The organism is Halomonas denitrificans, assembly GCA_019800895.1.
GTDB lineage: Bacteria > Pseudomonadota > Gammaproteobacteria > Xanthomonadales > Wenzhouxiangellaceae.
Genome location: JAHVKF010000003.1, coordinates 170322 through 184117, shown reverse-complemented (window position 1 = coordinate 184117; position 13796 = coordinate 170322). Strand labels below are relative to the sequence as shown.

Here is a 13796-nt window from a genome sequence, read left to right as displayed (position 1 = left end):
GAGCCGGGGTCCAGCGACGTTTCAGGTCTGGATCGAAGACACTGGGTCCCGCATCGAGTGCGCGACGACAGCAGAGCGCCTGTGGGAGTGAGCTTGCGAGCGAAAGATTCTTCCCGGGAGGCGAGCAAGGGCCTTCGCTCGCAAGCTCACTCCCACAGAGCCCTTCTCCTGGATGCCGCAGATCCTGGGTGCCGGAGCCGACCTCAGGCGCGGCCGGCGTCGGCGTCGTGCGGCGAGTGGAGGTATTCGCTTTCCAGCGCCGATTCATGCAGCAGGCGGGTCAGCGTTTCCAACCGCTCGGCGGCGGTCCGGTGGCCCTCGAGATCGTCTTCGTGGCTGATCGATTCCGGTTGGTGGGCATAGAGCCAGAAATGCACGGCCCCGGCGATCAGCCCATCGGCGATCGCCCAGAGGTCGGCATCGGGGTTGGCGTCGGCAATCTCGTTACCGAGATCGACCACCTGGTCGGCGGCGTCATCGAAGAGCTGGTCGTCGTCATTCATGCCGCTAGTGTACCCCCGGGATCGGGCGGGCGACGCGTGCCGAATCGATCGTCGCATCGAGCGTCGTTGGGTCGCCTAATCGGTCCTCGAACACGACAGCGCCTGCAACACCGCATGGGGTGCGGCTCGAAGGAGCAGGAGCGAGTGATACCCCTACGCCTTCGCCCATGGCCTCGATCCGGATCCCGCATCGAGTGCGGGACGACAGGTTGCAGGAGAGAACGCCACCCCGCACGTGCCGACGGAATCGCATCCGCCGGTCCCCTTGCTCGGTCGCCCCGGACCCGGATCCGGGGCCAGTGACCTATGCAGTCTCGATCGAAGTCACTGGATCCCGCATCGAGTGCGGGATGACAGAAAGCCTGATCACCTGCCCGGGCCCATTGCTTCGGACCCGGATCCCGGGCCAGTGACCCATGCAATCTCGATCGAAGTCACTGGATCCCGCATCGAGTGCGGGACGACAGAAAACCCGATCACCTGCCCGGTCCCCTTGCTCCGTCGCCCCGGACCCCGATCCGGGGCCAGTGACTTCTTCGGGATCGACGCGTTGTCGCTCGGAATGACGCATCGATGTCCGGCCGGGTCCGCGCCGCGTTCCGCATGCCCTCCCCGGGCTCAGCGCGCGGGCGCAGCGCCGGTCGCCGCTAGGGCCTCGAGCGTGACCCGGGTCCGTTCGCGACCCAGCTCGATCAGCTCGCCGGCGCGGTGGAACTCGTGGATCATGCACGCATCGCGGGGAATCTCGACCACCAGGTCGGGGTGGAAGACCGCCAGGTGCTGGCGCGTGATGACCGATTCCATGGTTTCCAGCGATTTGATCAGCACCGCGACCAGGCCCGGCGAGTCGGGCTCCGGCTCGTCGTCCCGATCGGTCAGCCCCGAGAAGAACCGGCGCATCCTGCCCATCATGCCGTCGTCGTCCGGAGTTGCGGCGGCCTTCGATCCGCGTTCACCACCGCGGGTCCGGGTCGCCCGCTCGGGCGTGCCGCGCGGGCGGCCGTTGCAGTTGACCACGAAGGTCGAATCGGTCAGGCAGCGCAGGGTCGGTGCAACGGGGATCGGGTTGAGAATCCCGCCGTCGACCAGCAACCGGCCCCGGTGGCGATGCGGCGTGAACAGGCCCGGAATGGCGATCGAACTTCGAATCGCCTCGAACAGGGACCCGTGATCGAGCCAGATCTCCTTGCCGTGCTCGATATCGACCGCGATCGCGGTGAAGTCGATCGGCAGCGACTCGATATCGGTGTCGCCGACCATCTCCCGCAGCCGGCGGATGATCCGGTCGCCGCGGATCAGGCCGCCGCCCGACAGGGTCCAGTCGACCAGGCGGAACACGTCCGACTGCTGCAGCGACGTGGCCCATTCGGTGTAGACGTCGAGCTTGCCGGCGGCATACATTCCGCCGACCAGCGCGCCCATCGAACACCCGGCGATCGACCGGATCTCGTAGCCGGCCTCTTCGAAGGCCCGAATCGCGCCGATGTGGGCGAGCCCGCGGGCGCCGCCGGCGCCGAGGACGAGGGACAGGGTGCGTGGTCGAGTCTCGGGGTCCATGCCGCTAGTCTAGCGACCCGCGGCCGGCTCGCTTCGCTGTCGAGGCCTCGATGAGGATCCCCGAAAGAATTTCACCTGTTGGAGGGCGCCTGCGCGCGAAGCTCCTGGCCACCCCACGCTTCGCTCGCAAGCTCACTCCCCCAGGAAAGCCGATGATCGAAGCGCCGAGCCCCGTTCAGTCCGGGTCGGCCGTCAGGCGGACCTCGAAGCGCAGGTCCACGCGGTTGCGGACGAACTCCGGGTCGGCGAATTCGCCGGTGCCGATATCGAAGCGCAGGCGCTCGATTTCCGTGGTCCCGGCCATCGCGAACTCGCCGGCCGCGACCATCGCTTCGCCGTCCGGCGTCAGTTCGAAGGCGATCGACTGGGCCGCGGTGATGTCGCGCAGGGTCAACTCGCCGTCGGCCTCGTAGCCGTCGGCGGCTTCGCGGATGGCGGTGCTGGACCAGGTCGCTTCGGGAAAGCGCTCGACGTGGAAGAATTCGGGTCCCACCAGGGTTTCATCGCGGTCGTTGTTGCCGCTCTCGGCCGACGCCGGGCGGACCGCGACCTCGATCGAGCCCTCGGCCGGCGCGCCGGCGGGCATGCAGTAGCGCACGTCGAAGTCTTCGAAGCGGCCCGTGAATCCGCTGCCCTCCACGGCGCCGCGGAACTCGATGAATCCGCTGTCGCTGCCTCCGGAAAAGCAATCGTCGGCCAGCGCGGGACCGGCGGCCAGCAGCGCGACGCCAACGGAGGCGGAGCGCGTGAGTTCGGCGATCGAGCATCGCGTCGTTACGTTCAGTTCCATTTCGGCAGCATTCTCTTCAATACGGTGTCCTTGCGGACGAAGTGGTGATGCATGGCGGCGGCGACGTGAATGCCGACGAGCCCGAGCAGGACCCAGCCCAGCGCCCGGTGGACCTGGAACCCGGCAGCTTCCACGGCCTCGCTCTGCCCGACGAGGTCGGGGATCTCGACCCAGCCGAACAATTCGGCCCCGTAGCCCGCCGCCGACGAGTAGACCCAGCCGCTGAGCGGGAGGAACAGGATCAGGCCGTACAGTGCCCAATGCGTGAAGGCCGCCGCCCGGCGTTCGCGTCGCGCCATCGCGGACGGGAGCGCCGGCGGTGCGTTGAACAGCCGCCAGGCGATCCGCAGCAGGGCGAGAATCAGCACGGTCATGCCGATCGACTTGTGCTGGATGACCAGCTGATACTCGAGCCGGATGGAATCGGCCTGATCGATGCGCCACGCCCAGATGAACTGCAGGACGATGCCGATCGCGACGGTCCAGTGGAACAGTTGCGCCACCAGTCCGTAGCGGGTCTCCGTGTTGCGAAGGATTCCATCCATGCCCGTGGTCTACCCTGTCGGTCGAGACCAGATTGGACCATGCCGATGAACGCCGTGTTGCGCCACCTCTTCTTGCCGTTCCTTGCCGGCGCAACGATCCTCGCATCCGCCGGCTCGCGAACACGCCGTCCGGCCGTCCGGACCGCCGGCCTGCTCGCCTGCCTGCTCGTGCTCGCCGCGTGTGCATCCCCGGGAAGCAAGCCGGCCGACCCGGACCGGCGGCCGGACTGGCCACCGGCGTTCGCGGCCGACCATCCGCAACGGATCTTCGAGATCGACCCCGACGCCTCCTCGCTGCGGGTACTCGTCGCGCCGGCCGGATCGCTGGCGCGGCTCGGTCACCGCCACGTGATCGGCGGCCCGGTGCTTTCGGGGCGGATTCTGCTCGGGGACACGGTCGAGGACAGCCGCGTCGACCTCGCCGTGGACGTGGCGAACCTGGTCGTCGACCGGCCGGCCTGGCGCGCCGACGAGGGGCTCGAAGCGCTCGACGACGACACGATCGAGGCGACCCGGGGCAACCTCCTCGGCCCCGAGGTGCTCGCCGCCGAGGACCATCCGCGGATCGAGGTCCGGTCCGTCTCCGCGGTCGGTCCGGACTGGCAGGCCGACGTCACGGCCCGGGTCCGGATCCGCGGCGTGGTCAGCGAGCTGGTGGTCCCCGCAGCGATTCGGCGCAAAGGCAACCGCCTGGAGGCCGTCGGCGCCTTCGACGTCGACCAGACCGCGCTCGGCCTGCAGCCCTTCTCCGCCGCCGGCGGCGCGCTGCGGGTCGCCGATTCGATGCGCGTCCGGTTCCGCATCGTGGCCCGGCCGGCCACCGGCTGAACGGGCGGCACGAGCCGCCCGGAAGACCGCCCCGAGCGGTCCGGCGCCAGCGCTCGACCAGCCGCCCCGGCCCGTCGGTGACGCCGCCGCCGGGAATTCGACCCGCGGCGACCGGCCGGGGGTTGTTGCTATGATGCGCGGTCGAATTCCCCAGGACGACCGCCCGTGAGCGACCCGACCCCCGCCGCTACCGCGCAGAAGCGCAACTGGTTCACCCGATTCCTCGACGTCGTCGAATGGCTCGGCAACCTCCTGCCCCACCCGGTCACGCTGTTCGCGCTGCTGGCCACCGCGATGGTGTTCCTTTCCGGCCTGTTCGGCTGGCTCGGCGTCAGCGTGGAGGACCCGCGTCCGGCCGCCGCCGCCGGCGCGACGATCGAGGCGGTCAGCCTGCTCAACGGCGAGGGACTGCGGCGCATCCTCGGCAACCTGGTCAACAACTTCGTCAACTTCGCGCCCCTCGGCGTCGTGCTGGTCGCGATGCTCGGGGTCGGCGTGGCCGAGAAGTCCGGTCTGCTGTCGGCCCTGGTCCGCGGTATCGTGCTCAACGCACCGAAGCACGTCGTGACCGTGGCGATCGTGTTCGCCGGCGTGCTCTCGAACACCGCGTCGGAAATGGGCTACGTGGTCCTGGTCCCGCTCGGCGGCGCCATCTTCCTGGCCCTCGGCCGGCACCCGCTGGCCGGCATGGCCGCGGCCTTCGCCGGGGTCTCGGGCGGCTATTCGGCCAACCTCCTCCTCGGCACGATCGACCCGCTGCTGGCCGGCATCACCGAGGAAGCCGCGCAGCTGATCGACCCCACCTACGAGGTCTACGCCACCGCGAACTGGTACTTCATGATCGTCTCGACGTTCATGATCACCGCGATCGGCTCCCTGGTCACGATCTTCATCGTCGAGCCCAAGCTCGGCGCCTACGACGACTCCAACGCCGACCCTCGGGTCCTCGACGACAGCCAGATGCAGCCGCTGCGCAGCGACGAGAAGCGCGGCCTGGGCATCGCCGGCATCGCCATGCTCGGCGTGCTGGGCCTGATCGCCCTGCTGGTCCTGCCGGCCGACGGCGTACTGCGCGACCCGGCCGCTGCCGGCGGCAGCTTCCTCGAAAGCTCCGGTCCGTTCTTCCGCTCGATCGTGGCGTGGATCTTCATCTTCTTCCTTGTCACCGGCTTCGCCTACGGGCGCGTGGTCGGCACGATGAAGAACGACCGCGACGTCATCGACGGCATGGCCTCGGCGATCTCGACCCTGGGGCTGTACGTGGTGCTGGTGTTCTTCGCCGCGCAGTTCGTGGCCTTCTTCGGCTGGTCCAACCTGGGCCTGATCACCGCCGTGACCGGTGCCGACTTCCTGCGCGAGATCGGCCTGACCGGCCCGATGGTGTTCGTGCTGTTCATCATCATGTGCGGCATCGTCAACCTGTCGCTGGGCTCCGCCTCGGCCCAGTGGGCGGTCACCGCGCCGATCTTCGTGCCGATGCTGATGTTCATCGGCTACTCGCCCGAGGTCATCCAGGCGGCCTATCGCATCGGCGATTCGACGACCAACATCATCACCCCGATGATGAGCTACTTCGGTCTGATCCTCGCCTGGGCCACGCGCTACGACAAGAAGTTCGGCATCGGCACGCTGATCGCGACGATGCTGCCCTACTCGATGTTCTACTTCATCGGCTGGTCGCTGCTGTTCCTGCTCTGGGTCTTCGGCCTGGACCTGCCGGTCGGCCCCGGCTCGCCGACGTACTACGACGGGCTGCCGTGAGCGAGCCGGTTCCGACCGAGCTGACCTACCAGCGCGGTCGGCGCGTGCTCGTCGTCGCCTTCGACGACGGCACCCGCTTCGAGCTGCCCGCGTCGTACCTGCGCACCCACTCGCCCTCGGCGGAGGTACGCGGCCACGGGCTGTCGGAGCCGAAACTTCTCCCGGGCAAGGGCAGCGTAGAGATCGAGCGGATCGAACCGGTGGGCAGCTACGCAGTGTCCCTGGTGTTCGACGACGGACACGACTCCGGCCTGTACGGCTGGGGTTTCCTGTATTCGCTCGGCGAGCGCATGGAGGCCAACCTGCAGCGGTACCGAGCGCGGATGCGCGAGGCCGGGATGGACGATGCAGCCGACGCGCCCTAGCGGGCCGGACGACCCGCGCGGCCGACTAGAATGACCGGTCCGCTTCTCCATTGACGCCGACCGCACCCGAACCGTGTCCACGCCCGCACCGAACCCGATCCAGCGCCTGATCGGCGACCGACCGATCGCCGACCGCCATCGCGCCCTGATCGACGACTGCGCCCGGCGCCTCGAGTCGTCCGATGCCGAGGTCGACGGCGGCCTGCCCGGTCGCATGCTGCGTGCGCTCGGCGCGCTGTCACCGGACAGCGCCACGCTGGCCGCTGCGCTGGTCATCTGTACGGCTCACGCAACCGATGCCGACGGCTCCGGCGAAGCACCGGACGCCTCGCGGACGGACTGCGACGACGTCAAGGCGCTGGTCGAACAGTTCGGCCAGGTGGTGCGCTTCGACCAGCGCTACGTGCCCGACTCCGAGCACCGTGCCGAAGGCTTGCGCCGCCTGATCCTGGCCCTGATCGAGGACGTCCGCGTCGCGCTGCTGGTCATCGCCTGGCAACTGGCCCGGATGCAGGTCGCGCGCGATGTCGACACGCGCCGCGCGCTGGCCCGGGAGACCCGCGCGATCCACGCGCCGCTGGCCAACCGGCTCGGCGTCTGGCAGCTGAAGTGGCAGCTCGAAGACCTCGCCTTCCGCTTCCTGGAACCGGAGGCCCATGCGCGGATCGAGCGACTCGTCGCCGAGCAGCGTGCCGATCGCGAGCGGGCCATCGACGACTTCATGAAGCGGGTCGACGAGACCCTGAGCGCGGCCGGCATCCGGCACGAGATCTCCGGCCGGGCCAAGCACATCTATTCGATCTGGAAGAAGATGCAGCGCAAGGGGCTGGACTTCCACGAACTGTTCGACGTTCGCGCGGTGCGCGTGCTGGTCGACGGCGTGGCCGACTGCTACGCCGCCCTGGGCCTGGTCCATGCCAACTGGCAGCCCGTGCCCGGCGAGTTCGACGACTACATCTCCAACCCCAAGCCCAACCTGTACCGCTCGCTGCATACCGCCGTGCGCGGACCCTCGGGCCGCGTGTTCGAAGTCCAGTTCCGGACCTTCGAGATGCACGAGCACGCCGAGCTGGGGGTGGCCGCCCACTGGCGCTACAAGGAAGGCGGACCGGCCGACAGCGCGCTGGAAGCCCGGATCGGCCTGATGCGCCAGCTGATCGAGGGCAGCGAGGACAACGAGAGCCTGGTCGAGAGCTTCGAGAGCCTGACCAGCGAGGACCGGGTCTACGTACTCACGCCCAACGGCGACGTGGTCGATCTCAGCCAGGGTGCGACGGTGCTCGACTTCGCCTACCAGGTCCACACGGAGGTCGGCCACCGCTGCCGCGGCGCCAAGGTCAACGGACGCATCGTGCCGTTGACCCACTCGCTGGCCAACGGCGACCGGGTCGAGATCCTGACCGCCGGGCAACCCCGCCCGTCGCGCGACTGGCTCAACCCGCAGGCCGGCTACCTGAACTCCGGCCGCGCGCGCAGCAAGGTCCGCCACTGGTTCCGCCAGCAGGCCTTCGACGACAACCTGGCCGCCGGCCGGACCGCCGTCGAGGCGGAAATGAAGAAGCTCGACATCGCCGACGCGCCGCTCGACGAGGTGGCCGCGCACTACCACTTCAACCGTATCGACGACCTGCTGGCCGGCGTCGGCGCCGGCGACCTGACCGCCAGCCAGGTCGCCCAGGCCGTGCTGCGCTTGCGGCCCGAGCCGGACACCGCAGAACAGGCCCTGCCCGTTCGCCGGCCCGAGCCGGGTGCGACCGAAGCCCCCGGCAGCGAGATCCGGATCGAGGGCGTCGGCAACCTCGTCTACCAGCTCGCCAGATGCTGCCAGCCGGTCCCCGGCGACCCGATCGCCGGCTTCATCACCCGCACCCGGGGGGTGAGCATCCACCGCGAGGACTGCCGCCAGTACCTGCGCCTGGCCGACCAGCACCCCGAGCGACGGATCCGGGTCGACTGGACCCACCGCACCCGCACCCGCTACCCCGTGCGGATCCGGATCGAGGCCTGGGACCGGAAGGAACTGATCAAGGACATCGGGTCGATCCTCGCCGCCCGCGGCCTGAGCGTCTCGGCCATGAGCGCCAGCCGGGGCGACGTGCCCGAGGCCGTGGTCATCGACCTGACCGTCGACGTGGCCGACCTCGACCAGCTCTCCGGCCTGCTCGACCGGCTGCAGGCGATCACCAATGTCACCGATGTGCGGCGGGTGAAGTAGGGCTCGAGCGCAGCGCCCTGACCCCGAGCCGCATTTCGCTCGCAAGCTCGCTCCCAAAGGAAAACGCTTGATCGGGGGGTCGAGTCTGTCGGAGGGCGCTAGCGCGCGAACCCTTCGGCCATGCCGACCTTCGCCCGCAAGCGGCCTCCCACAGGAAAACCCTTCATCGAAAGGTCGAGTCTGGTGGAGGGCGCTTGCGAGCGAAGCGTTCGGCCGCCCCACCCTTCGCTCGCAAGCTCACTCCCACAGTCCGAACTCCAGCCTGGCCTCGGTGCCGATCCCTGGGCTCGCTTGAGGGAGTTGGCGCGCGAGCGACAGGTGTGCCGGTAGGAGTGAGCTTGCGAGCGAAGGGGATCCTGTGGAAGCGAGCTTGCGACCGAAGAGGGCTCCTGTGGGAGTGAGCTTGCGAGCGAAAGGTTTCCCTGTGGCAGTGAGCTTGCGAGCGAAAGGTCTGCCTGTGGGAGCGAGCTTGCGAGCGAAAGGTCTGCCTGTGGCAGTGAGCTTGCGAGCGAAAGGTTTGCCTGTGGGAGTGAGCTCGCGAGCGAAAGGTCTGCCTGTGGGAGTGAGCTTGCGAGCGAAGGGGCTCCTGTGGGAGTGAGCTCGCGAGCGAACAGACCGAACTCGCGACCCCTCACCGGTCAGCCGAGCAAACGCTCCAGCGCGCGCCGCGCGGCGTCGACCGAGAAGTGCCGCCGCACGTTCTCGCGCCCGTTGGCGGCGATCTTCGTCCACAGGGCCTCGTCGCGGTAGAGCCGGACGATTTCGGCGGCGAAGGCCTCGGCGTCGTCGGCCATGAGGATGTCGTGCTCGTGGGTGGTGAACATGCCCTCGGCCGCGCAGGAGGTCGCCACCACCGGCAGGCCGTGGCTCATGGCCTGGTTCACCTTGCCCTTGACGCCCGCGCCGTAGCGCAGCGGCGCGACCGAGATGCGGCAGCCGGCGAGAAACGGCTCGAGGTCGGCGACGAAGCCGTGGCAGCGCAGGCCGGGGGCGCGGCGTTCGGCCAGCGATTCGGGCATCTTGCTGCCGATCAGGTGCAGTTCGACATCGGGAAGTTCCTCGCGGACGCGCGGCAGGATGTCGTCGAGCAGCCACTCGGCCGCATCGAGGTTCGGCGGATGCTGGAAGCCGCCGACGAACAGCAGGTCGGCGCGCTCGTCGAAGGGCCGGCCCGGATCCTGCAGCGAGTGGATGTTGGACACGACGTGGACCTCCGCGTCGGGCACACGCGCGGCGAGCAGGTCGCGCTCGTAGGCGCTGACCACGAGCGTGGCGTCGGCCTCGTGGATCAGGTCCATCTCCCGCTGTTCCGTGCGGGCGGCCGCGCGGCGGGCCGCCGCCGTGCCGGCCAGCTCGGCCTCGCGCCGCTCGCGCAGGAAATGCAGGTCGACCGTATCGAACACCAGTTTCGCCCTGGGGCAGTACTCCCGGATCAGCCGGACCAGCGGGTCGAGCACGTAGTGCCGGCTGACCAGCACCAGGTCGAGGTCGCGGCCGTGCTCGCGCAGCCAGTCCTCGATGTCGGCGACCCAGGGCGCGCCGAGCACTTCGATCCCCGCCTGCTGCAGCGCCACCGAATGGCGCCCCGCCCAGGATCGGTTCTCGGGCATGAAACTCGTCCTGTAGCCCAGTTCGTCGAGCAGCTTGAGGAGCGCGAACATCCGGACCGAGCCGGAATCGTGGTCGGGCATCGGCGTCGTCGCGTCGACGACCAGCGCCCGGTGCGGCTTGCGGTGATGGCGAAGCGCGCCGACCGGGTCCGCGCGGTCGAAGTCCGGCGCGTTCGGCGGCTGGTCGGCGAGCCGGGCCTTCCAGCGCTCGGCGAACTTCTCCCGATTGATCTTCTGGAATCGCTTGGTGCCGGTCTCGGCGTCGACGTCGGTGCCCGAGGTCGCCCCCTCGAAGTGCACGATGGTCGCGGCCGGCTGGACGTAGACCTTCGCGCCCTGCTCGCGGACCTTGAAGCACAGGTCCGTGTCCTCGTAGTAGGCCGGCGCGTAGTGGCTGTCGAAGCCGCCCAGCGCCTCGAAGCGCTCGCGGGCGATCGCCAGGCAGGCCCCGGACACGTAGTCGCACTCGGCGACGAACTCGTACTGCGGCCGACCGGGCTCGTCGCCGCGGCCGTAGTTCCAGCCGCTGCCGTCGTCGAACACGATGCCGCCGGCCTCCTGCAGCGTGCCGTCGGCGTAGACCAGCTTGCCGCCGACCACACCGGCGTCGGCCCGCTGCCTGAACACGTCCAGCAGCGCGTCCAGCCAACCGTCGCGGACCCGCGTGTCGTTGTTCAGGAACACCAGGTACTCGCCGCGCGCGGCCGCGGCCCCGCGGTTGCAGGTTCCGATGAAGCCGAGGTTGCGCTCGTTGCGGATCGTCCGGATGCCGCGGCATTTCGCCAGCCATTTCGCGGTGCCGTCGCTGGACGCGTCGTCGACCACGATCAGCTCGAAGGCCGTCTCGTTGGACGCGCGGATGACGCTGTGCAGGCACGCGGCGGTGAAGTGCAGCTGGTTGTAGACCGGGATCACCACGCTCATGCGCGGCGCCGCGGGCTCGTCGAAGCGGACCGGCGCGGCGACCCGGTCGGCGGTCGGCACGGGGGTGGTGCCGACGGGCTCCGGCGCCGCTTCCTCGGGCGTCGGCGACTGCATCATGATCAGGGTCTGCTTCAAGCCGCGCAGCCGGACGTGGTGGGCGAAACGACCGATCAGTGCCGGCCAGTTGAGCGGGTTGGCCAGCCGCTTCAGGCGCCCGCCGCCGAACAGCCGGCTGGCCACGCGCAGGGGGCGGGTGATCCTCCAGGACCGGCTGCCGAGAATGCGTTCGCGCTCGGCCCGCAGGTGGTCGAGTTCGCCGGCCAGCGTGTCGCGCTGGCGCTGGACCTCCGACAGCGCCCGCCGGTGTTCCCGGTCCATCCGCCCGATCGTCGCCTGCTGCTCCTTGCGGGTGGCTTCGAGCTCCTCGGCCCAGCGGCTGCGTTCGCGGAACTGGCGTTCCATCGTCTCGGCCCAGCGGGTGCGCTTGTCGAGGTCCTGCTCCAGCGCATCGCGCCGTGCCTCGGCGCGGTCGGCCCGCTGGCGGGTGCGCGCCAGCGCCGAGGCCACGCGACCGTAGTCGGCGTGCGCCGCGGACGCGCCCCCGTAGGACGCGGCCCGGGGAGCAGCGGCCGGGCACAGCGCGTCGTAGGCCGCGACCATGGTGGCCAGGTCGTCCTGCGGCGGCACGTTCGCGGCCATCTCCACCAGCCGCTCCGGCGCGTCCAGCAGCCGCTCGATGCAGTCGACCAGCGCGTCCGCGTCGGGCTCGAACAGCAGGCCGTCGCGGCCGTCGTCGATGCGCTCGGCGAAGCTGCCGACCCGGGTCGCGGCCACCGGCAGGCCCAGCGCGCGCATCTCGCTGAGCGTGTAGTTCCAGGTCTCCGGAACCGTCGACAGGAGCAGTGCCGCGTGCGGGTGGAGGGCGGCGATCAGCGTCGGCAACTCGTCGCGCCGGTAGCCGGGGACGACATCGATGCCCGAGCGTCCGAACAGCCGGTAGCCGTCCCGACCGCAGCCCAGCGCGGTCAGACGGACCCGGCCGGCCAGCCGCGGCAACGCGGCTTCGAGCAGGTCCAGGCCCTTGCCTTCGGTCAAGCGGCCCGGAATGACCAGCCGCAACGGTTCGTCCGAACCAGTCCCCGGCGGCGGGGCGTCGATCGGCGCCGGCTCGGAGGCAAACGGCCGGAAGCCATGCGGGACCAGGTCGATGTCCAGGTCGGCATCCGGGTGAAGCGCCTGCCAGCGGCGCGCCACGTGCGCCGTCGGCGCGACGCAGCGCACCGGCCCGCTCTGCACCGCCTCGAGCCAGTCCCGGTCCAGCGCGTTCCAGAACGCCGGATCCGGCGGCTGGAGGCGCATCGTCGATCGCTGGGCCTCGACGGCGGCCGCGCGCGCCGCGTCCGGATCGCCGTCGTTCGCATCGAGAAACGGTTGCGGATCGTGCCCGAGCAGGGGCCAGGCCGGGTAGAAATCGTGCAGCACCTGGATCGTCGGACGCCCGGAAATCAGCGCGGCCAGCGAATGGCCGACCAGCGACGAGACGACGACCCGCCCGACCCCGTAGCGCTCGAGCACGGACGCCAAGGCCGCTTCGTAGCCCTCGTGGTGGGCCACGCTGCTGGCGATCTGCGGCGCCAGCGCCAGTTCGCGGATCACCCCGCGGCCCGGTCCCAGTGCGCACAACTGGAGCCGCCGGCCGCAGACCGTCCCGGGGCCGTCGGACACGGCGACCAGGACGAGCTGGGGCGCGTCGCTGCCGTCGATGAAGTCCTCGATCCAGCGCCAGACCCCGCCGCCCCAGCTGTGGGCGATATGCAGCGTGACCGGCCGGTCGTCCGGGTAGGGGAGTTCGCGGACGCCTTCGTCCACCAGGCCGCGCACGCGCTCGGCGAGATGGCCGTGCGGGGGCTCGGGTCCGACATCGTCGTCCGCTGCCTGCGCCGCAGGCCGCTTCGCGACCAGGTACCCATCGTCGAGCAGCGCGGCCGGTCCGTGACGGTCGGCCCCGGCGCGCAGCCAGAGCGCGTCGGCAAGGGCGGCCTCGGCCGGTCCGCCGTCGACGGACTGCCACACGCGATCGCAGGCCCAGGCGACCAGCGACGGGCGATCGGCATCGCCCGTCTCCAGGCCGCGCAGCGGATCGCAGGCCGGCGCGTGATCGCCGGGAAACAGCAGGCGCGCGGGCCGATCCTCGAGCCCGGCGAGGGCCCGGACCAGGTCGGGGAAATGATCGGGAAGGACGAGATCGGCGCGAAGCACCAGCAGGTCCCGGTCTGGATGCGCGGAACGGACGGCTTCGATCGCCGAGTCGACGCCCCCGGTCAGCGACTCCGCGCAGGGCGGCGCGTCGACGCCGACCACGTGCGCCTCGAGACCCAGCGCGTGGATGCAGTCGGCGACGGCGGCAGGGTCCGGACGATCGCTTCGTCCATCACCGGGTCGCGCCCACAGCAGCAGCCGTGGAAGCGGGGCCTCGGGCGCGCCGGGCCTAGCCATCGGCCGGGAGCCCGCAGGCGTCGGCCACGCCATCCATCCACCGTCGCCGAGCGACGCGGCGCACGGGCAATGGTGTTCCTATAATGCGGCGCATGAATCCGGGACCCATCGAAACCAGCGACCTGTTCCACGTCGAAATGCAGCCGGCAATTATCGGCCATCGCTCCGCGCTTGTCATGGGCGCCCGGAGAACCATGGACGC

9 protein-coding genes are annotated in these 13796 nt (G+C 70.0%); 4 read left to right on the top strand and 5 right to left on the bottom strand.

Going from position 1 to position 13796, the window contains the following annotated elements; genetic code table 11:
• Positions 1 to 203: 203 nt before the first annotated feature.
• From KUV67_09410 to KUV67_09395, 4 genes are all read right to left on the bottom strand, one after another.
• Positions 204 to 503 (bottom strand): hypothetical protein, encoded by a 300-nt coding sequence (locus KUV67_09410; GenBank protein ID MBY6205097.1) that lies wholly within the window; start codon positions 501 to 503, stop codon positions 204 to 206.
• Between the two features lie 618 nt (positions 504 to 1121).
• Positions 1122 to 2060, bottom strand: coding sequence for a patatin-like phospholipase family protein (locus KUV67_09405; GenBank protein ID MBY6205096.1), 939 nt, complete (start codon positions 2058 to 2060; stop codon positions 1122 to 1124).
• Between the two features lie 175 nt (positions 2061 to 2235).
• A complete protein-coding gene (locus KUV67_09400; GenBank protein MBY6205095.1) occupies positions 2236 to 2850 on the bottom strand; it encodes a YceI family protein in 615 nt (204 codons plus the stop codon).
• Entirely contained in the window at positions 2841 to 3395 is a 555-nt protein-coding gene (locus KUV67_09395; GenBank protein ID MBY6205094.1) for a cytochrome b, read from the bottom strand. The genes KUV67_09400 and KUV67_09395 overlap by 10 nt, the downstream gene beginning before the upstream one ends.
• Before the next feature lie 45 nt (positions 3396 to 3440).
• Between KUV67_09395 and KUV67_09390 the strand changes: the two genes are divergently transcribed.
• The 4 genes from KUV67_09390 (at position 3441) to KUV67_09375 (ending at position 8564) form a co-directional block, all read left to right on the top strand.
• A complete protein-coding gene (locus tag KUV67_09390) occupies positions 3441 to 4223 on the top strand; it encodes a YceI family protein (protein MBY6205093.1) in 783 nt (260 codons plus the stop codon).
• 165 nt (positions 4224 to 4388) lie between these two features.
• The gene (locus tag KUV67_09385; GenBank protein MBY6205092.1) at positions 4389 to 5984 is read left to right on the top strand and encodes an AbgT family transporter; all 1596 of its coding nucleotides are present in this window, start codon (positions 4389 to 4391) and stop codon (positions 5982 to 5984) included.
• Positions 5981 to 6349: a DUF971 domain-containing protein gene (locus KUV67_09380; protein MBY6205091.1), complete on the top strand. Its 369-nt coding sequence runs from the start codon at positions 5981 to 5983 to the stop codon at positions 6347 to 6349. The genes KUV67_09385 and KUV67_09380 overlap by 4 nt, the downstream gene beginning before the upstream one ends.
• A 73-nt stretch (positions 6350 to 6422) precedes the next feature.
• Positions 6423 to 8564, top strand: coding sequence for a bifunctional (p)ppGpp synthetase/guanosine-3',5'-bis(diphosphate) 3'-pyrophosphohydrolase (locus KUV67_09375; GenBank protein MBY6205090.1), 2142 nt, complete (start codon positions 6423 to 6425; stop codon positions 8562 to 8564).
• A gap of 638 nt (positions 8565 to 9202) precedes the next feature.
• On the opposite strand, the gene KUV67_09370 is transcribed toward KUV67_09375, so the two are convergent.
• Positions 9203 to 13594, bottom strand: coding sequence for a glycosyltransferase (locus KUV67_09370; GenBank protein MBY6205089.1), 4392 nt, complete (start codon positions 13592 to 13594; stop codon positions 9203 to 9205).
• Positions 13595 to 13796 lie beyond the last annotated feature (202 nt).

Excerpts from the sequence above, each read along its gene's own strand:
- KUV67_09410 (MBY6205097.1), bottom strand. The coding sequence starts at position 503 with ATGAATGACGACGACCAGCTCTTCGATGACGCCGCCGACCAGGTGGTC.
- KUV67_09405 (MBY6205096.1), bottom strand. The coding sequence starts at position 2,060 with ATGGACCCCGAGACTCGACCACGCACCCTGTCCCTCGTCCTCGGCGCC.
- KUV67_09400 (MBY6205095.1), bottom strand. The coding sequence starts at position 2,850 with ATGGAACTGAACGTAACGACGCGATGCTCGATCGCCGAACTCACGCGC.
- KUV67_09395 (MBY6205094.1), bottom strand. The coding sequence starts at position 3,395 with ATGGATGGAATCCTTCGCAACACGGAGACCCGCTACGGACTGGTGGCG.
- KUV67_09390 (MBY6205093.1), top strand. The coding sequence starts at position 3,441 with ATGAACGCCGTGTTGCGCCACCTCTTCTTGCCGTTCCTTGCCGGCGCA.
- KUV67_09370 (MBY6205089.1), bottom strand. The coding sequence starts at position 13,594 with ATGGCTAGGCCCGGCGCGCCCGAGGCCCCGCTTCCACGGCTGCTGCTG.